Annotated in this window: 20 protein-coding genes; 14 read left to right on the top strand and 6 right to left on the bottom strand. The window is 62.1% G+C overall.

The genetic code is table 11. The features are described 5' to 3' along the window. Positions 1-101 precede the first annotated feature (101 nt). Entirely contained in the window at positions 102-518 is a 417-nt protein-coding gene (locus tag AC07SU_RS23015; protein WP_176998488.1) for a membrane lipoprotein lipid attachment site-containing protein, read from the bottom strand. 199 nt (positions 519-717) lie between these two features. Here AC07SU_RS23015 and AC07SU_RS23010 point away from each other — a divergent pair, with 199 nt between their 5' ends. Further along, positions 718-1596, top strand: coding sequence for a DMT family transporter (locus tag AC07SU_RS23010; RefSeq protein ID WP_494998322.1), 879 nt, complete (start codon positions 718-720; stop codon positions 1594-1596). Positions 1597-1609: 13 nt separating this feature from the next. Here the strand turns inward: AC07SU_RS23010 and AC07SU_RS23005 are convergent, their stop codons facing one another. Continuing rightward, a complete protein-coding gene (locus AC07SU_RS23005) occupies positions 1610-2944 on the bottom strand; it encodes an MFS transporter (protein WP_494998321.1) in 1335 nt (444 codons plus the stop codon). Between the two features lie 212 nt (positions 2945-3156). On the opposite strand from AC07SU_RS23005, the gene quiC reads away from it, so the two are divergent. Both quiC and AC07SU_RS22995 read left to right on the top strand, forming a co-directional pair. Next, the gene (gene quiC / locus AC07SU_RS23000) at positions 3157-5058 is read left to right on the top strand and encodes a 3-dehydroshikimate dehydratase QuiC (protein WP_494998320.1); all 1902 of its coding nucleotides are present in this window, start codon (positions 3157-3159) and stop codon (positions 5056-5058) included. A gap of 77 nt (positions 5059-5135) precedes the next feature. Next, entirely contained in the window at positions 5136-5801 is a 666-nt protein-coding gene (locus AC07SU_RS22995; protein WP_176998484.1) for a TetR/AcrR family transcriptional regulator, read from the top strand. Between the two features lie 136 nt (positions 5802-5937). Here the strand turns inward: AC07SU_RS22995 and AC07SU_RS22990 are convergent, their stop codons facing one another. Further along, complete coding sequence (locus AC07SU_RS22990) at positions 5938-6786, bottom strand: shikimate dehydrogenase (RefSeq protein WP_494998319.1); 849 nt, start codon at positions 6784-6786, stop codon at positions 5938-5940. 5 nt (positions 6787-6791) lie between these two features. Then, positions 6792-7232: a type II 3-dehydroquinate dehydratase gene (aroQ, locus tag AC07SU_RS22985; RefSeq protein ID WP_494998318.1), complete on the bottom strand. Its 441-nt coding sequence runs from the start codon at positions 7230-7232 to the stop codon at positions 6792-6794. A 206-nt stretch (positions 7233-7438) separates the two neighbouring features. Between aroQ and AC07SU_RS22980 the strand changes: the two genes are divergently transcribed. The 7 genes from AC07SU_RS22980 (at position 7439) to AC07SU_RS22950 (ending at position 17233) form a co-directional block, all read left to right on the top strand. Continuing rightward, positions 7439-7960: an RNA polymerase sigma factor gene (locus AC07SU_RS22980; RefSeq protein ID WP_178919466.1), complete on the top strand. Its 522-nt coding sequence runs from the start codon at positions 7439-7441 to the stop codon at positions 7958-7960. A 63-nt stretch (positions 7961-8023) separates the two neighbouring features. Beyond that, a complete protein-coding gene (locus AC07SU_RS22975) occupies positions 8024-9022 on the top strand; it encodes a FecR family protein (RefSeq protein ID WP_494998317.1) in 999 nt (332 codons plus the stop codon). Between the two features lie 195 nt (positions 9023-9217). Next, on the top strand, positions 9218-11971 hold the full coding sequence (locus AC07SU_RS22970; RefSeq protein WP_494998316.1) for a TonB-dependent receptor: 2754 nt from the start codon (positions 9218-9220) through the stop codon (positions 11969-11971). A gap of 81 nt (positions 11972-12052) precedes the next feature. Further along, positions 12053-12682, top strand: coding sequence for a heme acquisition protein HasA (locus tag AC07SU_RS22965; RefSeq protein WP_176998479.1), 630 nt, complete (start codon positions 12053-12055; stop codon positions 12680-12682). A 173-nt stretch (positions 12683-12855) separates the two neighbouring features. Beyond that, positions 12856-14598: a type I secretion system permease/ATPase gene (locus AC07SU_RS22960; RefSeq protein WP_494998315.1), complete on the top strand. Its 1743-nt coding sequence runs from the start codon at positions 12856-12858 to the stop codon at positions 14596-14598. Continuing rightward, positions 14595-15920, top strand: coding sequence for an HlyD family type I secretion periplasmic adaptor subunit (locus tag AC07SU_RS22955; protein ID WP_494998314.1), 1326 nt, complete (start codon positions 14595-14597; stop codon positions 15918-15920). The genes AC07SU_RS22960 and AC07SU_RS22955 overlap by 4 nt, the downstream gene beginning before the upstream one ends. Continuing rightward, complete coding sequence (locus tag AC07SU_RS22950; RefSeq protein ID WP_494998313.1) at positions 15917-17233, top strand: TolC family outer membrane protein; 1317 nt, start codon at positions 15917-15919, stop codon at positions 17231-17233. The genes AC07SU_RS22955 and AC07SU_RS22950 overlap by 4 nt, the downstream gene beginning before the upstream one ends. 118 nt (positions 17234-17351) lie before the next feature. Here the strand turns inward: AC07SU_RS22950 and trmA are convergent, their stop codons facing one another. Together trmA and AC07SU_RS22940 are read right to left on the bottom strand one after the other, a co-directional pair. Then, complete coding sequence (gene trmA, locus AC07SU_RS22945) at positions 17352-18431, bottom strand: tRNA (uridine(54)-C5)-methyltransferase TrmA (RefSeq protein ID WP_494998312.1); 1080 nt, start codon at positions 18429-18431, stop codon at positions 17352-17354. Beyond that, a complete protein-coding gene (locus AC07SU_RS22940) occupies positions 18428-19723 on the bottom strand; it encodes an NCS2 family permease (protein WP_025858939.1) in 1296 nt (431 codons plus the stop codon). The genes trmA and AC07SU_RS22940 overlap by 4 nt, the downstream gene beginning before the upstream one ends. Before the next feature lie 222 nt (positions 19724-19945). Between AC07SU_RS22940 and AC07SU_RS22935 the strand changes: the two genes are divergently transcribed. The 4 genes from AC07SU_RS22935 (at position 19946) to AC07SU_RS22920 (ending at position 24164) form a co-directional block, all read left to right on the top strand. Continuing rightward, positions 19946-20392 (top strand): DUF4879 domain-containing protein, encoded by a 447-nt coding sequence (locus AC07SU_RS22935; RefSeq protein WP_176998474.1) that lies wholly within the window; start codon positions 19946-19948, stop codon positions 20390-20392. A gap of 96 nt (positions 20393-20488) precedes the next feature. Further along, positions 20489-20998, top strand: a complete 510-nt coding sequence (locus AC07SU_RS22930; protein ID WP_494998311.1) for a (2Fe-2S)-binding protein — start codon at positions 20489-20491, stop codon at positions 20996-20998. After that, complete coding sequence (locus AC07SU_RS22925) at positions 20995-21984, top strand: FAD binding domain-containing protein (protein ID WP_494998310.1); 990 nt, start codon at positions 20995-20997, stop codon at positions 21982-21984. Before AC07SU_RS22930 ends, AC07SU_RS22925 begins: the two co-directional genes overlap by 4 nt. Continuing rightward, positions 21981-24164, top strand: a complete 2184-nt coding sequence (locus AC07SU_RS22920; RefSeq protein WP_494998309.1) for a xanthine dehydrogenase family protein molybdopterin-binding subunit — start codon at positions 21981-21983, stop codon at positions 24162-24164. Before AC07SU_RS22925 ends, AC07SU_RS22920 begins: the two co-directional genes overlap by 4 nt. Positions 24165-24261 lie beyond the last annotated feature (97 nt).

Here is a 24261-nt window from a genome sequence, read left to right as displayed (position 1 = left end):
AGCCCGGCTGTCCGACAGGTACGAGAGCTGCGTAGTATCGCTGCTGTCAGTCCGTGCCGGCAGAGGGGCCAGATGAAAGTTGTGTCAGCTTTGCAGCCGGATCAGTCGCGGCAGTAACCTTCGCCGGTGTCGACCACCAGGCAATCCTTTTTATCCGCCAGCCATTTCAAACCGGTGGCTTCGCCGTCGCCGGCGGTCAATTGTTGCGGGCCGTCCGGACGGGTAAAGGCGATGCCATCTTCATTGGCTTCGCCCTTGAAGGTGCCGGAGTCGTCGGCGTCGAGGCCGTACTGCATGGTCAAGATGTAATGACCCCGGCCGATGCTGTCGTCTTTGGCGATGGTCAGGTTCAGGCCTTCCACGCCCACCCATTTGCCCACCCATTTGTCGGTGGGCGGGTTGGCCGGCACCAGGGTGGCTTGCACCGACGCAGGGGCCGGTTTGGGGGCGGGTGCTTCCTCCTTGTTACAGGCGGTGAGCAGGGCAAGGGCTGAAAGAACGAAGAGTGTTTTTTTCATAGCGGCAAGGCCTTGGTTAAAAAGTGCACAATGCGGGGGCAAACGTGCAGCGTTGGACTCGAATCCCGTGATTTAGTGCGCTGTTCGCCCAGTGTTTGGTTATGCTCTTGGGGCGCACACAGGCGCGGCTGCTAGATTACCGGGTTGAGTGCTGCCACGTTCAGTGCTCAGCGTTCAGCCTGCCATGCAAGAGAATTCAATGACTGTCAGCACACCGCTTTCCGGCGTCAACCATCCGTTCAAAGGCATCTTGCTGATTGTGCTGGCGACGTTTCTGTTTTCCAGCCACGACGCCTTGTCCAAATACCTGGCCGGGTTCTACCCGATCGTGATGGTGGTGTGGGCGCGCTACCTGGTGCACACGCTGTTGATGGCCGGGATCTTCCTGCCGCAATCGGGCCTGCGTGTGTTGCGCAGCAAGCGGCCGGGGATGCAGGTGGTGCGGGCCTTGTGCCTGCTGGGCACCAGCCTGTTCTTCACGGCGGCGCTGCATTACATCCCGCTGGCAGAAGCCACTGCGGTGAACTTCCTGGCGCCGATCCTGGTGACGGCGCTTTCGGTGCCACTGCTCGGTGAGCACGTGACACGCGGCCAATGGCTGGCGGTGATCTGCGGCTTTGTCGGCGTGCTGATCATCATCCACCCCGGTGGCGAGCTGTTCACCCCGGCGGTGCTGCTGCCGCTGTGTTCAGCGCTGTTCTTCTGCTTCTACCAGTTGCTCACACGCATCCTCAGCCAATACGACACGCCCACCACCAGCAACTTCTTCGCCGGCCTGTGCAACACCTTGGTAATGAGTGCGATGGTGCCGTTCTTCTGGCAAATCCCGACCCTGTGGCACGCTGCATTGATGCTGGCGCTGGGCACCTGCGGGATGACCGCCCACTTGATGTTGACCCAGGCGTTCCGCTTCGCGGCGCCGGCCTTGCTGGCGCCGTTCGGCTATTGCCAGATCGTGTTTGCGGGGCTGTTGGGCTGGCTGGTGTTCAACCATACCCCCGACGTGACCACGGTGGTCGGCATCGGGGTGATCTGCATGAGCGGGTTGGCCGCTGCCTGGCAGCAGCGGCGCAAATAGCTCAGGGGGTAGCTCAGACGTCTACGGTAGGGATCTTGCGCGGCGCCATGAAGTACATCCAGGTCAGCGCAATGAAGTACATCGCCGGGATCAGGGTGAACAACACGGTGTAGTTGTTGTTCGTCACAGTGAGGATGTGGCCGACGATCTGGGTCATGAACATGCCGCCGATGGCCGCGCACATCCCGCCAAAGCCGAACACCGTGCTCATCATGTGCTTGGGCGTGTAGTCCATCACCAGGCTCCAGATGTTGGCGGTCCAGGCCTGGTGCGCACCGATGGCCAGGGAGATGGCGAACACCGCGACCCACAACTGGCTGGAACCGGCCGCCATGATCACGCCGACGATGCAGCAGGCGAACAGCAGCATCGACAACAGGCGCGCCTTGATCGAGTTCATGCCACGGCCGATCAGGAACGACGACAGAATCCCACCGCCCACGCTGCCAAAGTCGGCCGTCAGGTAAATGATGATCAGCGGGATGCCCATCTGCGTCACGTTGATGCCCAGGTTGTATTGCTGGTTCAGGAACGGCGGCAGCCAGTACAGGTAGAACCAGAACACCGGCGCGGTCATCGAATAGGCGAGGGCGAAGGCCCAGGTGCCGCGCATGCGCAGGATACGGCTGAACGGGACGCGGGGTTGTTCCGGTTCGATTTCCTGTTGCACGTAGTCCAGTTCGGATTGTTTAACGGTAGGGTGGTCTTCGGGGTTGAAGTACTTCAGGCCCCAGCACACCAGCCAGATCCCGCCCAGTGCCGACATGCACAGGAACGCCGCTTGCCAGCCCCACACGTGCAGGATCAACGGCAGCAACATGGGCGTCATCATCGCACCGACGTTGGTGCCGGCGTTGAAGATGCCGGTGGCCACGGCGCGTTCACCGGCCGGGAACCACAACCGCGTGGTCTTGACGCAGGCCGGGTAGTTGGCCGCCTCGGTGATCCCGAGGATAAAGCGGCAGACCATGAAGCCGACTGCCGAGGTGGCCAGGCCGTGGGCGCCGGTGGCCAGGCTCCACAGCAGCACCGCGCAGAAGAACACGCGTTTCACGCCGACCCGGTCGATCAACCGGCCTTGCAGCACAAAACCAATCGCGTAGCCCACCTGGAACCAGAAGTTGATGTTGGCGTAGTCCATCGCCGTCCAGCTCATTTCCTTGGCGAGGATCGGTTGCATCACGCCCAGGGCGGCGCGGTCGATGTAGTTCAGGGTGGTGGCAAAGAACACCAGGGCCAGCATGCCCCAGCGAGTTTTACCCACGGCCAGGGCGCCGCGGATCTTGTCGCCGATGCCGGCGTGCGGGTTGCCCGGGCGCGCGGCCAGGACGGAGTTTTGCGAAGGCATGAGGTCGTACCCGTTTTTTGAAATTTTTATGGTGTGTTCTGGGTCTTGTTGCTGAATCGATGGTGCGCAGCGGTTAAAAAATCGTCAATTCGCCAAAGGGGCATAGTGTTCGATAATCGCACCAAAAACTAACCGGTTCGTACATTTTAATTGCTGTGTGTAAAGCTGGGGCCAATAATTTGCCGTAAATAACAATTGCCGGGAGTCGCCCCATGCAACGTTCCATTGCCACCGTTTCCTTGAGCGGCACCCTGCCGGAAAAGCTCGAAGCCATTGCCGCCGCCGGGTTTGACGGCGTCGAGATCTTCGAAAATGACTTGTTGTATTACGACGGCAGCCCCCGGGAAGTTAGGCAGATGTGCGCTGACTTGGGCATTGCCATCACCCTGTTCCAACCCTTCCGTGACTTCGAAGGGTGCCGCCGCGACCGCCTGGCGCGCAACTTGGAACGCGCCGAACGCAAGTTCGACCTGATGCAGGAGCTGGGTACCGACCTGGTGCTGGTGTGCAGCAATGCCTCGGCGGATTCGGTGGGCGACGAACGCATTTTACTCGATGACCTCAGCCTGCTGGCCGAGCACGCCGGGCGCCGAGGCTTGCGCATCGGCTATGAGGCGCTGGCTTGGGGCAAGCATGTGAACACCTGGCAGCAGGTGTGGAACTTGGTGCGCCAAGTCGATCACCCTAGCCTGGGCGTGTTGCTCGACAGCTTCCACACCTTATCGCTCAAGGGCGACCCGAGTGGCATCGCCCAGATACCCGGCGACAAGATTTTCTTTGTGCAAATGGCCGACGCGCCGATCCTGGCCATGGACGTGCTGGAGTGGAGCCGGCATTTTCGCTGCTTCCCCGGGCAGGGCGAATTCGACCTGGCGGGCTTCCTCGCGCCGATCATCCAGAGTGGCTACACCGGGCCGCTGTCCCTGGAAATTTTCAACGACGGCTTCCGCGCAGCACCGACGCGGGCGAATGCGGCGGATGGTTTGCGCTCGCTGCTGTACCTGGAAGAAAAGACCCGCGAACGCCTGGCGCAGGAGCAACCGGCCACGCCGGCGGACATCCTGTTTGAAACCCCAGCCGCCAGCGACTACGACGGCATCGAGTTCCTTGAGTTTGCCGTGGATGAAAGCCTGGGCGCCAAGCTGACGCAATGGCTGGAGCGCTTGGGTTTCGTCAAGGCCGGGCAGCACCGTTCCAAGAGTGTGAGTTTGTTGCGCCAGGGCGATATCAACCTGATCCTCAACTGCGAGCCGTATTCCTTCGCCCACAATTTTTTCGAGGCCCACGGGCCGTCGTTGTGTGCCACGGCGATTCGGGTCAAGGACAGCGCCAAGGCGTTGGAGCGCGCGGTGGCCTACAAAGGCCAGCCGTATCGCGGGCTGGTCGGGCCCAACGAATTGGAACTGGCAGCGGTGCGTGCGCCGGATGGCAGCCTGATTTATCTGGTGGATTCGTCCGAAGGTTCGCTGTACGACACCGACTTCAACCTGCAACCGGCGACGGCCTCCAGTGGCGGCCTGCTGCGCATCGACCACATGGCCATGGCCCTGCCGGCCGACAGCCTCGACAGCTGGGTGCTGTTCTACAAGAGCCTGCTGGATTTCGAGGCCGATGATGAAGTGGTGCTGCCCGACCCGTACGGCCTGGTGAAAAGCCGTGCCCTGCGCAGCCGTTGCAGCTCGATCCGCCTGCCGCTGAATATTTCCGAGAACCGCAACACGGCGATTTCCCACGCGCTGTCGAGCTATCGCGGCTCGGGCGTGCACCACATTGCCTTCGATTGCGCGGACATTTTCGCCGAGGTGCGCCGGGCCAAAGAGGCGGGCGTGCCGCTGCTGGATATCCCGCTCAATTACTACGACGACCTCGCGGCGCGCTTTGATTTTGACGACGAGTTCCTCAGCGAGCTGGCGTACTACAACGTGTTGTACGACCGCGACGCCCAGGGCGGTGAGTTGTTTCATGTGTACACCGAGCCGTTCGAAGGGCGGTTTTTCTTCGAGATCATCCAGCGCAAGGGCGGCTATGCCGGCTACGGCGCGGCCAACGTGGCCGTGCGCCTGGCGGCCATGGCCAAGTCCCGCAGCGGCGCAGTGCGCCAAGCGCGTTTATAAGGGCTGGCCAGGTGCTTCCTTCGGGAAGCATCGCGGCCCATAATCAGCGCCTGCATAACAATGGCCGTGAGCGCACCATGACCTCGAGTCCCGAACTCCCCGCAGTGTCAGACGCACCGCGCAAGAGTCGTAAGAACAACCCGGAAAAGACCCGCGAAAACATTCTCCAGGAAGCCATTGTCGAGTTTGTCCAGCAGGGTTTGTCTGGCGCTCGCGTGGACGCGATCGCCGAGCGTATCCACACCTCCAAGCGCATGATCTATTACTACTTCGGCAGCAAGGAACAGTTGTACGTCGAGGTGCTGGAGAAGCTTTACGGCGACATTCGCAACACCGAAACCCGCATGAACCTCACGGCGCTTGAGCCCCGCGAGGCGATTCGCCGGTTGGTGGAGTTCACCTTTGATCACCATGACCAGAATGTGGATTTCGTGCGCATCGTGAGCATCGAAAACATCCACAATGCCGAGTACGTGAAGCGCTCGGACGCGATCAAGGCGATGAACAGCAACATCCTTGAAGCGTTGGGCGCGACTTTGCAGCGTGGCGCCGAGATGGGGTTGTTTCGGGAGGGGCTGGAGCCGCTGGACGTGCACCTGCTGATCAACTCATTCAGCTTTTACCGGGTGTCCAACCGCCATACGTTCAGTGAGATCTTTCAGATTGAATTGTCGGACGAGGCGGTCAAGCAGCGGCATCGGGACATGATTTGTGAGTCGGTGATGCGGTACTTGCAGGCGTGAAGGTCTCGGCTTGAAATCCACTCAATGTGGGAGCTGGCTTGCCTGCGATAGCGGTGTGTCAGCTATCCATCAGCTGTCTGAAACACCGCCATCGCAGGCAAGCCAGCTCCCACAGTTTTTGAACCGGTTTCGTCAGTCAGGTGTTCAGGCTTTGAAAGTGCGCCAGCATCCTGTCGGCATCCGGCACTTCGCCACTGAACAACTCAAACGCCTTCACCGCCTGAAACACCGCCATATTGCCGCCATCCAACGTGCGGCAACCCAAGGCGCGGGCGTCGCGCAGCAGTTCTGTTTCCAGCGGGAAATACACAATCTCCGCCACCCACAACTCGGCGCGTAGCAAGCCCGACGGCACCGGTGTGCCCGGCAGCTTGGCCATGCCCATCGGCGTGGTGTTCACCAGGCCATCGGCCTCGGCCATGGCGTTTTCCAGATGGCTGCCCACCTGGGCACGCCCGGCACCGAAGCGCCGGGCGAGGTTATCCACAAGGTCGCGGGCACGGCTGGCGTCCACGTCAAAAATACTCAACTGTTCCACCCCCTCGGCCAGCAGCGCATGGGCCACTGCTGCGCCTGCACCGCCAGCGCCCATCTGCACCACGCGTTGGCGTGCCACATCGCTCAGGTTCCTGCGAAAACCCTCGGCGAACCCCAGGCAGTCGGTGTTGTGCCCGATGCGTTTGCCATCCCTGAACACCACCGTATTGACCGCGCCAATGCCGCGCGCCTCGTCAGACAGTTCATCCAGCAACGGCAGGATGGCCTGCTTGCACGGGTAGGTAATGTTCAGCCCGGTGAAGTGCATCAGTTCGGCGGCGTCGAGCAGGTCGGGCAGGGCGTTGATATTAAGGTGCAGGGGCTCCAGGTCGATCAGGCGATACAGGTAGCGCATGCCCTGGGCGTCACCTTCCTGTTCATGCAGCACGGGTGTGCGGGACGCCTGGATGCCGGCGCCGATCAAGCCGGCGAGGATGCGCGGTTTCATCGGGCTCACCCTTTCAAGGTGTGGCTGAAATGTTCCAGGGCCAGGTGATAACCATGGCTGCCGAACCCGGCCAGTACGGCCTTGGCGATTGGCGAAACAAAGGAGTGGTGCCGGAACGCCTCACGCGCATGCACGTTGGATAAATGCACTTCGATCACCGGCACTTCACTGGCCACCAGCGCGTCGCGGATGGCCACTGAGGTGTGGGTCCAGGCGGCCGGGTTGATCACGATACCGGCGCAGCGGGCGCGGGCGCCGTGGATCCAGTCGAGAAATTCACCTTCGTGGTTGGTCTGGCGGAATTCGATTTTCAGCCCGAGTTTTTCCGCACTGCGCCCACACAAGGCGGCGATGTCGGCCAGGGTTTCATGGCCGTAGGTGGCGGGCTCGCGGGTGCCGAGCAGGTTGAGGTTGGGGCCGTTGAGCACCAGCACGATAGGCGGCATAAGGGAGTCTCCACAGTTCTTGTTAGTTGTGGAGATAAAATGTACTGGTTGGTTAATTTGGTCAATTGATCGCGGCGGATGTGTTCGATTACCGAACCGATATTCAGACGGTTCCCACGGCAGGATCAGATTAGATATCAATTGAAAATCATTCTCGACAACGCTTACTATGCCGGCCTGTTTCCTTAACATTCCAGGGAGTCGGTTTGTCGGACGTGGATCTCAAAGGCCTGTTTCTCAAGCATGCCGATACCCTGCGCGGGTATCTGGCGCGCAAGGTACGGGACCCGCAGTTGGCCGCAGACCTGGTGCAGGAGAGCTTCCTGCGCCTGGCGGAAAAACCGGCCGGCGAGCGCATCGACAATTCCCAGGGCTATCTCTATCGAACGGCGAGCAATCTGCTGATCGACCATATTCGCCAGGAAGCGCGGCGCAAGACAGACTCCGTGCCCCATGAGGCGCTGGCCGAGATTGAAGATGAAGTGGCCGGGTTGGAGGCTCAGGCAATGGCGCAGCAACAGCGACTGGCATTGAAGCAGGCACTGGCGGAATTGCCGGAACGCACCCAGCAGATCTTCCGCCTGAACCGCATCGAAGGCATGACCCACGCCCAGGTGGCCCGGCACCTGGATATCTCCGACAGCTCCGTGCAGAAGCATCTGGCCAAGGCACTGGCCTATGTGATGCAGCGCTTGCAGGAAGGCGAGGGGGCGCCATCCGACGAATGAGTTACCGAAATGCACTGGGTCAGACGTCACAGCGTTACATAACGAAAAATTCGAGATGCACACGTGAATAGCCAGGGTCCGCAACAGCACAGCATTACCGAGGCGGCGGCCGAATGGGCGGTGCGCCTGCACGCCGGTGCCCTGACCGAACAGGAGCAGGCCGAGCTGCAACATTGGATCGCCTGCGACAGCCGCCATGAAGCGGCGTTGCGTTTTGCCGAACAGACCTGGGCGGCATTGGGCGACGTTTACAAGGACGAGCCCGTACACCGTCAGCGTCCGCAGGTTGCGTCCCAGCCTGTGCGCCGTTCAAAACGACGACGACCCTGGCAGCGTGCGGCCGCGGTGGCGCTGGTTGTGGTGGTGGCGGGCGTCGGTTGGGTGCGCGGGCCGGATGCGCTGCTGCGCCTGCAGGCCGACTACGTGACGCAAAAAGGTGAAGTGCGCACCGTGCACCTGGCCGATGGCAGCACGGTGGAGCTGGACTCCAACAGCGCCATCCGCCTGGATTACGACGGTGTGCAGCGGCGCGTGAGCCTGATCCAGGGCTCGGCGATTTTTGACGTGGCGCCGAGGGTGGGCCCGGAAACGCGGCCCTTCGTGGTGCAAAGCGCCGGCGCGCAAACCCGGGCGCTGGGCACGCGGTTTGTGGTGACGCGTGAGGATGACCGGCAAGCCTGGGTCGGAGTGTTGCAGCACAGCGTCGAAGTCTCGATGCAGGCGCCACCTCGCCAAGGCCCTGCCGAGCGCGTGCTCAAGGAGGGCCAGGCGGCGCGCTACAGCCCGCAGGACGGCGTGGTGCCGTTGGATCAGTTCGATGTGGAACGTGCCACCAGTTGGCGGCGGGGTGTGCTGATTTTCGACCGGCTGCCGTTGGCCAAGGTGGTCGAGCAGCTCAATCGCTATCGTCCCGGGCGGGTGGTGTTGACCGACGCTGCGTTGGGTGAGCGGGAAGTCAGCGGGGTGTTCCGTCTCGACATGCTCGATACCGCCCTCGGTACCTTGACCCAGGAGCTTCAAGTGCAACGCTTGGACCTGGCGGGTTATAGCCTGATTTATTGATTTCCATTGAAGGTGGTGGCGTTTTCAATGACGCCATCGCCGGCAAGCCGGCTCCTACAGGGGGCTGCGTTCCTTGAAATTTCCCTCGATTAAAAAACTTTCAAAAAAACCTTACTGAGTTCCTGCGCCTCACACGTCTTGCTAGGTGAGAAGCATTCGCATAAACAAAAACGCTCAGTGCAGGGAAAACCAGAAATGTCAGCATTCACCAAGGGGCGCATTACCGGTAGCCGGTTGGCCCTGGCCATTCACTTGGGGTTGTTCGCCACAGCGGCCTCGGTGTATGCCGCGCAACCTCCGGCCGGTGCTGCACAGCCCGCCGTGCTGATGTTCGATATCCCTGCGCAATCCCTGGGCAGTGCCGTGCTGGCGTTCGCCGACCAGGCCGGCCTGCAAGTGTTGTTCGACAGCCAGCGCTTGCAAGGCCTGAGCAGCACCGCGCTCAAAGGCCGCTTCAGCGTGCAGGAAGGCCTTGGTCGCCTGCTCGGTGGCGCGCCCGTGGAGTACCGTTTCACCGGCGAACGCCAGGTCACGCTCAACCGCGTTGCCGCCGACCACGACAGTGCCGTCACCGTGGGCACCACCACCATCACCGGCAACACCAACGGCCAGGCCAGTGATTGGGTGTACCAGAGCCCAAAGTCCGTGGCTGTGATCAGCCGTGACATGATCGATAAACGCCCGCCCCGTCACGCCGCCGACATGCTCGAAGAAACCGCCGGCGTGTACACCGCCGTCGACCAACGCGACCCTGGCCTGTCGGTGAACATCCGTGGCATACAGGACTACGGCCGCGTGAACATGAACATCGACGGCATGCGCCAGAACTTCAACGTCAACGGCCACCAGCAACGCAACGGCACCATGCTGATCGACCCGGAGTTCATCTCCAGCATCGAGATCGACAAGGGCAGCCAGTCGGGCATGGGCGGCGCCGGAGTACTGGGCGGGATCGCCACGTTCAAGACTCTGGAGGCCAGCGAGTTCCTCAAGGACGGCAAGGAATACGGCGGACGTATCCGTGCCGGGCATGGCATCGGGGAGCTGGGCAACGGCACCTATTTCAACGGCAGTGGCGTGTTTGCCTTCGGCAACGAAGTGGGCGACGTGCTGCTGGGGTTCAGCGAGCGCCACTATGGCAACTACCGCGCCGGCACCGACAACGCTTCCAACCTGGGGTCACAGATCCGCGCCAAGGAAGACCGTCGCGAAGCCTGGAAGGGCTGGCTCAACGGCGAAGTGGGCGACAGCGGCAGCGTCACCCGCTCGCAGTTGATCAAGTTCGGGCTCAACCTGCCTGAAGACCAGCGTGTGCAACTGAGCTACATGCAAAGCGACGCCGACAGCAACGACGCCTGGACCTACAACAGCCCCGACCAGCAGAGCTATTACTACCGGCGTAACAGCAAGAACAATCTGAATGCGCAAAACATCGCGCTCGACTACAGCTACACGCCCGACAACGCCCTGATCGATTTCAAGACCAAGCTGTATTACGTCTCCACGGTGCTGGACCGCGACAACGCCGAAAACACCGCCTCGGCCAGTTCAGGCAACAAGTTTGGCGGCTACCGCGATACGTTTCGCACCGACACCTACGGCGCGCAGGTCGAGAACACTTCGCGCTTTGATCTCGGCGCCGGTGGGCACCTGGCGTGGAGCTATGGCCTGGAGCTGTATCAGGACCAGTTCAAGCCCAGCACCAACAAGGTGGAAGCCACCAACCAGTTGGGCTTGCTGCCCTACGCCGAAGGCTCGACCCCGGCGGGCAAGCGCACCGTCGCCAGCCTGTTCAACACCCTCAGTTATGAATATGACGACTGGCTGAGCGTGGACGGCGGCCTGCGTTATGACCGTTATCGGCTGGAGGGCAAGACCGGCATCACCCTGTACAAACGCAAGCCGATCAGCGCCAGCAGCAGCGGCGTGCGCACCTCGGAAGTATTTGATATCGACGAACAGCAGGGCCACTTTTCGCCGACCTTCGGGCTGGGCGTAAAGCCCGGGCTGGACTGGCTGCAGCTCTATACCCGTTGGGGCAAGGGCTGGCGCCCGCCGGCAGTGACCGAAGTGTTTATGACCGGCCGCCCCCACGGTGGCGACGCGTCTGAGCGGGTGTTCCCCAACCCGTTCCTCAAGCCTGAAGAATCTCGCGACTGGGAGTTTGGGGTGAATGTGTTCAAGGAATCGTTGTTCACCGGCAACGATCGCCTGGGCATCAAGGTGGCGTACTTCGATACCAAGATCGCCAACTTCTCCTTCCTTAACCACAGCGTGGCCTTGCCCGAACAAACCACCAACGGTGGGCAGTTGGGCACCATGGCGTACGTCAACAACCTCAATGACACGCGCTTTCGCGGCGTTGAATACCAGCTCAACTACGACATGGGGCGGGTGTACACCAACCTCAGCTACACCCACATGATCGGCAGCAACGAGTTCTGCTCCAAAAGCTTTTATATGGGCGGCGCAAAGAGACAGGGCCGACGCGTGGGCAGCGAAATGGTGACGATCAAGTTACCCAACGGCAACACGCTGACTCGCCCTGTGGCCACCTACGAATGGCTGGACAACGACGCGGCCAACAACCTGGAAAGTTGCCAGGCCATGTTCGGCAACGCCAGCTTCATGCCTGCCGACCGTGGCTCGCTCACCTTGGGCGCGCGCTTCCTGGAGCGTCGCCTGGATACCGGTGTGCGCGTGCGTTACAGCGAAGGCAATGGCGGCGATCTGGAGGAGCGGAACTACTCATTCCTCGATCAGGCCACCTGGCCCAAGTACACGGTCTATGACCTCTACGCCAGCTACTGGGCCACGGACAATTTCAACATTGCCCTGTCCCTGGAGAACGCGACCAACGAGGCGTACTTCGTGGCCATGGGCGACGCTAACAACTTGAGCCTGGCGCGTGGGCGCACGCTGAGCGGCATGCTCGAGTACCGGTTCTAATCAGAATTTGCTCAATGGTGAGCAAAAAGTGCGCAGTGTCTGCGCGCTGTCATTCAACGTTCCATAGGGACAGGTGTAGTTATGACTATTTCGGTTAATTACGATTCCGCAGCAGGTTCGACCACTATCGCCAACTACCTGAGCGGCTGGTCGCTGGGCTTCAACACGGCCGGTCACGGCACCGGCAACACCGGCGGTTTCAACACCGGTGCGCGGAACATGAGCGGTGAGCAGTACGCCACCCACGGCGCCAACGGCTCCGAGTACGCGTTCATCGCTGAGAGCGATGCCACCAACGGCCTGCACTACGTGTATGACCGCACCCTGCCGGCCAGCGACAACATGAACCACTACCTGTGGGGCCAACTGGACAACGTCCAACTGGGTGAAGTCCTGACAGGCGGCGCCGGCAGCGAATTCGCCCTGAGCGACTACAAAGTGTCCTTCAACGGCCTGGACCTGGAGTCCCTGGTGGGCGCGGGCCGTGCTGGCAACGCTGTTCAGGACGTGATCTACGGCCTGATGCAGGGCAACACCACCGCACTGGAAGCCGTGCTCAACAACCTGCTGGATGACTACGGCCTGTCCACCGCCGACACCTTCGACCACGTTGCTTCCACCTTGGCCAGCCACGCTGCCTCGGTGGCCACTACCGACGTCGCGCTGGTCGGCGTGCAGGACATCCCTCAGGACTTCGCCCTGGCGGCCTGAACCCCTGCTGCATGAAAAAAGCGAATGGAGGATCGCTCCCCCATTCGCCGCATGACACACCGCTGTCGCCAAGCCTTCTAATTCTTCGGCGGCGGCGGTGCCGAATTCTGCGCAGCGTCGTATCGCCTGTCAACGCGGCGACGCTGCCCGCTCAACCCTTCGAGACTCCCCAGATGCGCCACGCCGGCAACGAAACCCTGGCTGCCCTCACGGCCTATAAAAGTGGCTTCTTCAACATCGGCCTGTTCTCGGCGGTGATCAACCTGCTGATGCTCGCCCCGGCGCTGTACATGCTGCAGGTGTACGACCGGGTGCTGGCGTCGGGCAATCAGATGACCCTGTTGATGCTGACGCTGATGATCCTCGGCCTGTTCGGCCTGATGGGCGCGTTGGAATGGGTGCGCAGCCAGGTGGTGATCCGCCTGGGCACGCAAATGGACATGCGCTTGAACCAGCGGGTCTACGACGCCGCGTTCGAAGCGCAACTCAAGGGCAGCCCACAGGCGGCAGGCCAGGCGCTGAATGACCTGACCACGCTGCGCCAGTTCGCCACCGGCCAGGCGCTGTTCGCGTTTTTCGATGCGCCGTGGTTTCCCGTGTACCTGCTGGTGATTTTCCTGTTCCACCCCTGGCTGGGTGTGCTGGCCCTGGGCGGCGCGGTGATCCTGATCGCACTCGCCTGGATCAACCACCGCGTCAGCCAGGCGCCGATGGCCCTGGCCAGTCAGCTGTCCATCAGCGCCAGCCAGCAGGCCACGGCCAACCTGCGCAATGCCGACACCATCGAAGCCATGGGCATGCTCGCCACGTTGCGCGGTCGTTGGTTCGATCAGCACCAGGCGTTCCTGACCCAGCAGAACCTGGCCAGTGAAAAGACCGCCGCCGTCACCGCCTGGTCCAAGGGCGTGCGCCTGGCGTTGCAGTCGCTGGTGCTGGGGCTGGGCGCCTTGCTGGCGGTACAGGGCGATATCACCCCGGGGATGATGATTGCCGGGTCGATCCTGATGGGGCGGGTGCTCAGCCCGATCGACCAGTTGATCGGCGTGTGGAAGCAATGGGGCTCGGCGCGCCTGGCCTATGAGCGCTTGTCGCAGATGCTCGCGGCTAACCCTGCACGCCCGGCGCGCATGCACTTGCCGGTGCCCAAGGGCCAGCTGGCGGTGGAACAGCTCAGCGCTTCGGCCCCCGGCAGTCGCCGACCCGCCTTGAACAACCTGGGGTTCAACCTGCCGGCGGGCGAAGTGCTCGGGGTGATCGGCCCATCGGGCTGTGGCAAGTCCACCCTGGCGCGGGTGCTGGTGGGCGCCTGGGCTCCTCTGGCCGGCAAGGTGCGGCTGGACGGCGCCGACCTGACCTTGTGGGACAAACAGCAACTCGGGCCGCACATTGGCTACCTGCCCCAGGACATCCAGTTGTTCGCCGGCAGCATCGCGCAAAACATCGCGCGGTTTGCCGAGGTGGAAGCGGACAAAGTCCTCGCCGCCGCCCAAATGGCCGGCGTACACGAGCTGATCCTGCAACTGCCCCAAGGCTACGACACTGTGCTGGGAGAGGGCGGTGCCGGTTTGTCCGGCGGCCAGAAACAACGCGTGGCCCTGGCGCGTGCGCTGTACGGCCTGCCCGCGTTGATCGTGCTGGACGAGCCCAACGCCAACCTCGACGAAGTCGGCGAGCAAGCGTTGCTCCAGGTCATCGCCCAGCTCAAGCAGCAGCGACGCACCGTGGTGTTGATCACCCACAAAGCCAACGTGCTGACCCTCACCGACCAACTGCTGATGCTCAAGGACGGCCAGTTGCAAGCCTTCGGCCCGACGGCGCGGGTGCTGGAAGCGCGTCAGAAACCCACTGCGCCGGTGACCAAACCGGTGTCGACCATGAGCATGAGTTACCGACTCGGTGAAGGGAAACAGGCATGAGCCAGGGCAAACCGATGTTGGTGAGCGACCAGCCCCACAACGTGCTGGCGCTGGATGACAAAAAGTACTCGCGCCTGGGCTGGTGGCTGGTGCTGGGCGGGTTCGTCGGGTTTCTCGGCTGGGCCGCGCTGGCGCCGTTGGACAAGGGCGTGGCGGTGTCCGGCAAGGTCATGGTCTCGGGCCATCGCAAGACCGTGCAGCACCCGGCCGGTGGGATCGTCGAGCGTATCGAGGTGCGCGACGGTGACGTCGTCAGCGCCGGCCAAGTGCTGTTGCGCTTGAAGGAAACACCGTTGCGCGGGCAGATGCAGTCGCTGCGCAGCCAGTACCTGGCGTCCTTGGCCAGTGAGGCGCGATTGAGCGCCGAAAGCGAGGGGCTGCCAGCCATCAATTTCGGCCCGGAGTTGCTCAACGACCCGGACGCTGCGGGCACGCTGAACCTGCAACGGCAGTTGTTCAACAGCCGCGCCCAGGCGTTGGCCACCGAGCAACAAGGCCTGCGCGAAACCATCGCTGGCGCCGAAGCACAGTTGCGCGGCACACGGGATTCCCAAGCCAGCAAAGTCCAGCAACGCGCCGCCCTGAACGAGCAACTGCAAGGCCTGCGCGAACTGGCCCGCGATGGCTATATCCCGCGCAATCGCCTGCTCGACAGCGAACGCCTTTACGCGCAGATCGACGGCACCATCGCCGAGGACTATGGTCGCATCGGCCAATTGCAGCGCCAGGTGCTCGAACTGCGCCTGCGCATCCGACAGCTCGGCGAAGACTTCCAGAAAGACCTGCGCAGCCAGTTGGCCGATACCCGCACGCGCAGCGATGACTTGCGCAATCGCCTGGCGTCGGCCGAGTTCGAGCTGGCCAACAGCTTGGTGCGGGCGCCTGCGTCCGGCGTGGTGGTGGGGCTGGACGTGTACACCGAGGGCGGCGTGATCAAGCCTGGCCAGGCGCTGATGGACATCGTGCCCCAAGGCGAACCGTTGCTGGTGGAGGCGCGAGTGCCGGTGCAGATGATCGACAAGGTGCACCCGGGCTTGCCTGTGGAGCTGCTGTTCTCGGCCTTCAACCAGGCCACCACGCCGCGGATCGCGGGCGAAGTGACGCTGGTGTCGGCTGACCGCCAAGTCGATGAACGCACCGATGAGCCTTACTACACGCTGCGCGCCCAGGTGAGCGCCGCCGGTATGCAACAGCTGGATGGCGTGCAGATCCGCCCTGGCATGCCGGTGGAAACCTTCGTCAAGACCGGTGAGCGCTCGATGCTCAACTACCTGTTCAAACCCCTGCTCGATCGCACCCATATGGCCCTGGTGGAAGAATGAAGGCGCTGTTGTTTACCTTGTGTTTCGGTTGCACCTCGGCGGCAAACGCCTTGGGTTTGCTGGACGCCTACGACTTGGCACTGCGCAATGACCCGACCTTTCAGGCGGCCATCCAGGAGCGTGAAGCCGGTGAAGAGAACCGCGTGATCGGCCGTTCGGCGTTGCTGCCGAACCTGTCCTGGAGCTACAACAATTCGCGCAACGAATCCGAAGTGACGGCGGGCAACACCACCAGCGACCGCGATTACCGCAGCTATGCCTCGACCCTGACCTTGCAGCAACCACTGCTCGACTACGAAGCCTATGCGCGCTTTCGCCAGGGCACGGCCCAGGCACTGATGGCCGATGAGCGTTTTCGCGGCAAGAGCCAGGAACTGGCGGTGCGCGTGCTCAATGCCTACAGCCAGGCATTGCTGGCCCAGGAGCGCATCGAGTTGAGCCGTGCGCAGAAGCGCGCGTTTGCCGAGCGCCTGCAGCTCAATGACCGTTTGCTCAAGGGGGGTGAGGGTACGCGCACCGACGTGCTGGAAACTCAGGCACGCTTGAGCCTGGCCCAGGCCGAAGAGATCGAATCGCTGGATGCCCAGGACAGCGCCTTGCGCGAACTGGAAGCCATCGTCGGCCAGCCGTTGCAGATCGAAGAGCTGGCGCCTTTGACTCGCCAGTTTGATATCCCGCCGCTTGAGCCCAACCGCTTCGAGATCTGGCGTGAAATGGCCATGGCCAACAACCCGGAACTCAAATCCCAGCACCATGCGCTGGACGTGGCCGCCTATGAAGTGGAGCGCAAGCGCGCCGGCCATTTGCCCAAGGTCAGCCTGTACGCCAGCAGCCGCCAGACCAGCTCCGATTCAGAAAGCAGCTACAACCAGAAGTACGACACCAACAGCGTCGGCATTCAGGTCAGCCTGCCGCTGTTTGCCGGTGGCTCGGTGTCAGCCTCTACGCGCCAAGCGGCGAACCAGTTGTCCCAGGCCCAGTACCAGTTGGACGCGCAAACTTCTGCCACGCTGGTGGAGTTGCGCAAGCAGTTCAACCTCAACACCAGCGGCGCGGCGAAAGTGCGGGCCTATGAGATGGCGGTAAGTTCGGCCACGGCGCTGGTCGCGGCGACCCAGAAAAGTGTTAGCGGGGGAGAGCGGGTCAACCTTGATGTGCTCGACGCCGAGCAACAACTATTCACTGCCCGCCGCGACCTGGCAGATGCGCGGCATGCGTACCTGCTGGCAAGGATTCAATTGAAGTATTACGCGGGGTTGCTCAGCGAGCAGGATTTGCAGGCGTTGGCGGGGTATTTCCAACCCTCTGCCTGACCTGAACACACATCCCCTGTAGGAGCTGGCTTGCCAGCGATTGCGGTGGATCAGTCAGCCTATGTGTTAACTGACATACCGTGATCGCCGGCAAGCCGGCTCCTACAGGGGGGAGGGTTCAGCGGCGGGTCAGCAGCACGCCGGATTCCATGTGGTGCGTCCACGGGAACTGGTCAAACATCGCGCACTGGGTGATTTTGTGCGTGTCATGCAGTTGCGCAATGTTCGCCGCCAACGTCTCCGGGTTGCAGGAGATGTACAGGATGTTGTCGAAACGGCGGGTCAGTTCGCAGGTGTCCGGGTCCATGCCAGCGCGCGGCGGGTCGACGAAGACGCTGCCGAACTCGTAGCTCTTGAGGTCGATGCCGTGCAGGCGACGGAACGGACGCACTTCATTGAGCGCCTCGGTGAGTTCTTCGGCAGACAAACGCACCAGGGTGACGTTATCCACTGCGTTTTCATCGAGGTTGCTCAAGGCTGCGTTGACCGAGGTCTTGCTGATCTCGGTGGCCAGTACCTTGCGCACGCGGGTGGCCAGCGGCAGGGTGAAGTTGCCGTTGCCGCAATACAGCTCGAGCAAGTCATCCGGGCGATCGCCCAGTGCTTCATACGCCCAGTTGAGCATCTTCTGGTTCACCGTGCCGTTGGGTTGGGTGAACGCGCCTTCGGGTTGGCGATAGCTGAAGGTGCGACCGCCGACGTCGAGTTTTTCCACCACGTAGTCGTGGCCGATCACATCGCGCTTGCCCTTGGAGCGGCCGATGATGCTCACGTTCAAGTCAGCCGCCAGCTGGTTCGCGGCGGCGTGCCAATGCTCGTCCAGCGGGCGGTGATAGCACAGGGTGATCATCGCGTCACCCGCCAGGGTGGTGAGAAACTCCACCTGGAACAGCTTGTGGCTCAGGGCGGCGCTGGCTTGCCAGGCGGCCTTGAGTTGCGGCATCAACTGGTTGATGCGCAGGCTGGCAATCGGGAATTCTTCGATCAGGATCGGCGTGCGCTTGTCGTCTTGCGAAAACATCGCGTAGTGGCGATCACCGCCTTCGCGCCACAGGCGGAACTCCGCACGCAGGCGAAAGTGCTGCAGTGGCGAGTCGAAGACCTGCGGCTCGGGGGCGTCGAACGGTGCCAGCAGGTCACGCAAGCGCGTGACCTTGTCTTGCAGTTGAGCGGTGTAGCTTGCGGCGTCAAAAGTCATGCGTTGAACCAGCCCAGCTTGATCACGAACAGGATCGACAGGATCACCAGTGCCGGGTTCAGCTCACGGTAGCGGCCCGAAAGCAGCTTGATGGCGGTCCAGGCGATGAAACCGAAGGCGATGCCGTTGGCGATGGAGTAAGTGAATGGCATTGCCAGGGCGGTGATCACCACCGGCGCGGCAACGGTGATGTCGTCCCAGTCGATTTCCGCCAGGCCCGAGGTCATCAGCACGGCCACGAACAGCAGCGCCGGGGCAGTGGCGAAGGCCGGCACGCTGGCGGCCAGTGGCGAGAAGAACAGCGCCAGCAGGAACAGGATCGCCACCACGATGGCCGTCAAACCGGTACGGCCACCGGCGCTCACGCCCGCAGCCGATTCGATGTAGCTGGTGGTGGTCGAGGTGCCCAGCAGGGAACCGGCCATGGCGGCTGTACTGTCGGCGATCAGCGCACGGCCCATTTTCGGCATGTGGCCATCTTTACCCATCAGGCCGGCGCGCTTGGCAACGCCGATCAGGGTGCCGGAGTTATCGAACAGGTCGACGAACAGGAAGGCGAAGATCACGCTGACCAGGCCGATATCCAATGCGCCTTTGATATCCAGCTGCAGGAAGGTCGGGGCCAGGGACGGTGGCATCGAGGTCACGCCGCCGAACGGGGTGAAGCCCAGGGCGATGGAGACGATGGTCACCGCCAGAATGCCGATCAGCACCGCACCGCGCACGGCCAGGGCTTCCAGCGCAACGATCAGCGCGAAACCGAGGGTGGCCAGGATCGGCGCCGGTTGCTTCAAGTCGCCCAGGCCGACCATGGTGGCCGGGTTGCTCACCACGATGCCGGCGTTGTGCAGGGCGATCAGCGCCAGGAACAGGCCGATACCGGCGGCAATCGCTGAGCGCAGGGGCAGGGGGATGCTGTTGATGATCCACTCACGGATGCGGAAGATCGACAGCAGGAAGAACAGCACCGCCGAAATGAACACCGCACCCAGCGCCACTTGCCAGGTATGGCCCATGTGCAGGACCACGGTGTAGGTAAAGAAGGCGTTGAGGCCCATGCCCGGCGCCAGGGCGATCGGGTAGTTGGCGATCAGGCCCATCACGGTCGAACCGATGGCGGCTGCCAGGCAGGTCGCGACGAACACGGCGCCTTTGTCCATGCCGGTTTCGCCGAGGATGCTCGGGTTCACGAACAGGATGTAGGCCATGGCCAGGAATGTCGTGATCCCCGCGAGAATCTCGGTGCGCACGTTGGTGTTGTGTGCCTTGAGTTGAAACAGCTTTTCCAGCATGCCGGCTCCCTGTGACGCTATTTTGCGTCGTTATTTGTTGACCTCTAAGTCAAAGCACAAACTGCGCCAAGCGCCTGTGGTTTCAGAGAGGATCGGAAAAAGCGGCGCATCATACCAGCAGCCGAGGCCATATGGTGTATGGGCTGGGCCTCTTGAACAATCGCTCCGGATCATGGCCTTGAGGCATACTGCGCCGACGTTTAATTCAAGGTCATTGCCAGCATGAAAAAAGCCAACGCGTGGAGTCTAGCTCTGATCGCCAGTATCAGCCTGTGGCTGGGCGCGGCACCGGCGTGGGGCGCGACTGCACCGGCCTTGAGCGAAGTGCGCGTGTTCAAGGTCGAGTCGGCGGCGTGCACTGAAACCATTCCGGAACGGGCGCAAAGTACCCAGATGTGCACGCACCGCGGGCCTACACGGGTCTCGGTGATGGAAGTCGGCCTGGGCAAGAACCCCATGGGCCGTTTCGATGGTGCGGAGCTGGACGGCACGCGCACACCCGTGTGCCAGGTGGGCAACATCAGTCAGGCGTGCAACGGCGCAGGCACTCTGATGGGCTACATCTATGTGTTCAGCCTGAATGTCGAAGCGCCAGGCTGGTTCGAGTACAGCAACTCGTCGATCAACGGCCCGCAGAACACCTTGAAGACGCTGCTCAATATCCGCTGATCAATCCCCTTGAACGCTCATTACCCCGGGAAGTCGTACCCCTGAGACGGCGACTTTCCTGAACGCCGCGGATGTACACCAACCCGTGAGGTGTTTATGAGCGCAACTCCCAAAGGCGCGGCGGCTCGACCGTTCGTCAGCCACTCGATACGCCTGACCCTCAACGGGCAGGATCGCCAACTGGACGTGTTGCCTTGGACCACGCTGCTGGACCTGCTACGCGAACAACTGGACCTGATCGGCAGTAAAAAGGGCTGCGACCACGGCCAATGCGGCGCCTGCACCGTGTTGCGCGATGGCAAGCGGGTAAATGCCTGCCTGACCCTGGCGGTGATGTGCGACGGCGCCGAGCTGACGACGGTCGAGGGTTTGGCCAGCGGCGACGTGCTGCATCCGATTCAGCAGGCTTTTATCAAGCACGATGCCTTTCAGTGTGGCTATTGCACCCCCGGGCAACTGTGTTCCGCCGTCGGCCTGGCCAATGAAGGCCGCGCTCACAGCCCCTTGCAGATCCAGGAATTGATGAGTGGCAACCTGTGCCGCTGCGGCGCCTACAGCAATATTCGCGATGCCATCGAAGAGGTTGTATTGGGAGGTGAGCAATGAACCCCTTTCATTACAGCAAGCCGGTGGACATACGCGAGGCCGTTCACCTGAGCAGCGCCGCCTCGCGCTTCATTGCCGGCGGCACTAACTTGTTGGACCTGATGAAAGAAAACATCAGCCGCCCCGAACACTTGATCGATATCACCGGCCTGCCGCTTCAAGGCGTGGAGGCGACCGCCGACGGTGGGGTGATGATCGGTGCATTGGTCAGCAACGCCGACCTGGCCTGGCACCCGCTGATCGAACAGCGTTACCCACTGTTGTCTCAAGCCATCCTCGCCGGGGCCTCGCCGCAATTGCGCAACATGGCCAGTACCGGTGGCAACCTGTTACAGCGCACGCGTTGCTATTACTTCTATGACGCCGCTGTGCCGTGCAACAAGCGCGAGCCCGGCAGCGGTTGCCCGGCGCGCACCGGCTTGAATCGCATCCATGCCATCCTTGGCGCCAGCGCCCAGTGTGTGGCCACTCACCCTTCAGACATGTGCGTCGCTTTGGCGGCGCTGGAGGCGCGGGTGCATGTTGAAGGGCGTGGCGGCGCGCGGGTCATCGAGTTTGCTGACTTTCACCGCTTGCCCGGTGACGCGCCGCAACGCGATAACCAGTTGGCCGACGACGAACTGATCACGGCCATCGAGCTGCCGGCCGATCAACTGGCCCACCACAGCCATTACTTGAAGATTCGCGACCGTGCCTCTTATGCATTTGCGTTGGTGTCGGTGGCCGCCGCCCTTGAGCTGGACGGCGAGACCATCGTCGACGCCCGTCTGGCGCTTGGCGGTGTGGCGCATAAACCCTGGCGTGATCGCGCGGTGGAGTCGGCGTTGATCGGCCAGGTTGTCAGCCGTGAGACCTTCAGCGCGGCCGCCGACGCCCTGCTGCAAGATGCCGAACCGTTGGCGCACAATGCGTTCAAGATCAAGCTGGCACGCCGCGGGATTATTCGCGCCCTGAGTGATGCCGCTCTCGCTGGAGCACGCCCATGACCGCTATCGGCAAACCGTTGGACCGGGTGGACGGTCTGCTCAAGGTCACTGGCCAGGCGCGTTATGCCGGTGAGTTCCCGGAACAAGGCTTGTTGTATGGCAGCGTAGTGTCCAGCACCGTCGCCAAAGGGCGAGTGACCCGCATCGATGCCGCCAAAGCCTTGGCATTGCCGGGCGTGGTCATGGTGCTTGATCACCTCAACCGGCCGAAACTCGCGAGCTATGACGACGCGTTTGCTGACGCCGATGCGGCCGACGGTTCTGCGTTTCGTCCGTTGTACAACGACCGCGTGTTGTACAGCGGCCAGCCCTTGGCCCTGGTGATCGCTGACAACCTGGAACTGGCACGGCATGCAGGCTCCCTGGTGGAGATCGAATACGCCACCGAACCCTTCGAGACTGACTTGCTGGCTTTACAGGAACAGGCGCACCCGTCACCCCAAACGCCGCCTGCACCACGCGGAAACTTCCAGGCCGAATGGAGCACCGCTGCCGTCCACCTGGATCTGCACTACAGCACGCCCATCGAACACCACAACCCCATGGAGCCCCATGCCAGTACCGTGCTGTACCAGCCCGATGGCACCTTGCATATCCACGACAAAACCCAAGGCCCGCAAAACTGTCAGGCCTATGTGCAAAAAGTCTTCGGCCTGGATAACACCCAGGTGAGGGTTTTTGCCGCGTTTGTCGGCGGGGCATTTGGTTCAGGCTTGCGCCCGCAATATCAGTTGCCGTTGGCCGTGATGGCGGCCCTGGCGCTCAAGCGTTCGGTGCGCGTGACGCTGACCCGCCAACAGATGTTCACCTTCGGTTATCGACCACGCACCTTGCAGCGTTTGCAGATGGGCGCGGCGGCCAACGGTCGGTTGATGGCACTGGGGCACACGGCGATTGGCCAAACCTCACGTTTCGAGGATTTCAGCGAACACGTGGTGGAGTGGAGCGGCATGCTCTACCACTGCGACAACGTGCAGTTGACCTACAAGCTGGTGCCACTGGACGTGTACACACCGCTGGACATGCGCGCACCCGGCGCCGCCCTCGGTGTGATCGGCCTGGAGTGCGCGATGGATGAGCTGGCCTGCGCGCTGGGCATCGACCCCGTGCAACTGCGGCTGATCAACTATGCCGAACGCAATCAGAACGAAGACAAACCTTGGTCCAGTAAAGCCCTGCGCGAGTGTTACCGCGAAGGCGCCGAACGTTTCGGCTGGAGCCAGCGCAACCCGGAGCCACGCAGCATGCGCGACGGCCGCCAACTGATCGGCTGGGGCATGGCCGGCGGCGTGTGGGAAGCGATGCAGATGAAGGCCAGTGCCAAGGCAAGCATCGACACCAACGGCAAACTGACGGTCAGCAGCGCCACCACCGATATTGGCACCGGCACCTACACCGTGATGACCCAAATCGCGGCGCAAACCAGCGGCGTTGAAATGGCCAATATCAGCTTTTTGCTCGGTGACTCATCGTTGCCTACCGCACCTTTGCAGGGCGGCTCGTTTACCGTTTCGTCGGTGGGGACCGCGGTGCAGCAGGCGTGTGAAGCGCTTAACGTCAAGTTGCTGGAAATCGCCCGGCAGACTTATCCCGTGTTCAAGGAGGCCGAGACCGTCCGTTTTGAAGGCGGCCAGCTCCATGCCCGCGACGTGAGTGTGTCGTTGGCACAGTTGGTCAAGGACGGGGGCAAAGACGCTCTGGAAGTGCAGGTCGACAGTGAACCTGACAAGAAACGCGAAGGTTATTCAACCGCCACTCACTCGGCGGTGTTTGTCGAGGTGCGTGTGGATGAAGACCTGGGCACCCTCAAGGTGAGCCGTGTGGTCAGCGCGATTGCAGCGGGGCGCGTGGTCAATCCGAAGATGGCGCGCAGTCAGATCCTCGGCGGGGTGGTGTGGGGCATCGGCATGGCGCTGCACGAAGAAACCCAGATCGATCATCAACTGGGGCGCTACATGAATCACAGCCTGGCGGAGTACCACATCCCGGTGAATGCCGATATCGGTGACATAGACGTGGTGTTTGTCGAAGAACATGACGAAATCGTCAATGCCCTTGGGTCCAAGGGCGTGGGTGAGATTGGTATTGTCGGGGTGGCAGCGGCGGTGGCGAATGCGATTTATCACGCCACCGGCAAGCGAGTTCGGGACTTTCCGATCACCCTGGATAAGGTTCTCTGATACATCTCACTGACTCCAATTGTAGGAGCTGGGGTGGGGGGGGGGGGGGGGGGGGGGGGGGGGGGGGGGGGGGGGGGGGGGGGGGGGGGGGGGGGGG

The sequence above is a fragment of the Pseudomonas sp. GW821-FHT05H12 genome (assembly GCF_059419385.1).
Note: the sequence above shows the minus strand (reverse complement) of the source record. Positions and strands in the feature narration are given on the sequence as shown.

Excerpts from the sequence above, each read along its gene's own strand:
- AC07SU_RS23015 (WP_176998488.1), bottom strand. The coding sequence starts at position 518 with ATGAAAAAAACACTCTTCGTTCTTTCAGCCCTTGCCCTGCTCACCGCC.
- AC07SU_RS22995 (WP_176998484.1), top strand. The coding sequence starts at position 5,136 with ATGACCTCGAGTCCCGAACTCCCCGCAGTGTCAGACGCACCGCGCAAG.
- AC07SU_RS23005 (WP_494998321.1), bottom strand. The coding sequence starts at position 2,944 with ATGCCTTCGCAAAACTCCGTCCTGGCCGCGCGCCCGGGCAACCCGCAC.
- AC07SU_RS22920 (WP_494998309.1), top strand. The coding sequence starts at position 21,981 with ATGACCGCTATCGGCAAACCGTTGGACCGGGTGGACGGTCTGCTCAAG.
- AC07SU_RS22990 (WP_494998319.1), bottom strand. The coding sequence starts at position 6,786 with ATGAAACCGCGCATCCTCGCCGGCTTGATCGGCGCCGGCATCCAGGCG.
- AC07SU_RS22935 (WP_176998474.1), top strand. The coding sequence starts at position 19,946 with ATGAAAAAAGCCAACGCGTGGAGTCTAGCTCTGATCGCCAGTATCAGC.
- quiC (WP_494998320.1), top strand. The coding sequence starts at position 3,157 with ATGCAACGTTCCATTGCCACCGTTTCCTTGAGCGGCACCCTGCCGGAA.
- AC07SU_RS22960 (WP_494998315.1), top strand. The coding sequence starts at position 12,856 with ATGCGCCACGCCGGCAACGAAACCCTGGCTGCCCTCACGGCCTATAAA.
- AC07SU_RS22940 (WP_025858939.1), bottom strand. The coding sequence starts at position 19,723 with ATGCTGGAAAAGCTGTTTCAACTCAAGGCACACAACACCAACGTGCGC.
- AC07SU_RS23010 (WP_494998322.1), top strand. The coding sequence starts at position 718 with ATGACTGTCAGCACACCGCTTTCCGGCGTCAACCATCCGTTCAAAGGC.
- AC07SU_RS22950 (WP_494998313.1), top strand. The coding sequence starts at position 15,917 with ATGAAGGCGCTGTTGTTTACCTTGTGTTTCGGTTGCACCTCGGCGGCA.
- AC07SU_RS22925 (WP_494998310.1), top strand. The coding sequence starts at position 20,995 with ATGAACCCCTTTCATTACAGCAAGCCGGTGGACATACGCGAGGCCGTT.
- AC07SU_RS22930 (WP_494998311.1), top strand. The coding sequence starts at position 20,489 with ATGAGCGCAACTCCCAAAGGCGCGGCGGCTCGACCGTTCGTCAGCCAC.
- AC07SU_RS22965 (WP_176998479.1), top strand. The coding sequence starts at position 12,053 with ATGACTATTTCGGTTAATTACGATTCCGCAGCAGGTTCGACCACTATC.
- AC07SU_RS22970 (WP_494998316.1), top strand. The coding sequence starts at position 9,218 with ATGTCAGCATTCACCAAGGGGCGCATTACCGGTAGCCGGTTGGCCCTG.
- AC07SU_RS22955 (WP_494998314.1), top strand. The coding sequence starts at position 14,595 with ATGAGCCAGGGCAAACCGATGTTGGTGAGCGACCAGCCCCACAACGTG.
- trmA (WP_494998312.1), bottom strand. The coding sequence starts at position 18,431 with ATGACTTTTGACGCCGCAAGCTACACCGCTCAACTGCAAGACAAGGTC.
- aroQ (WP_494998318.1), bottom strand. The coding sequence starts at position 7,232 with ATGCCGCCTATCGTGCTGGTGCTCAACGGCCCCAACCTCAACCTGCTC.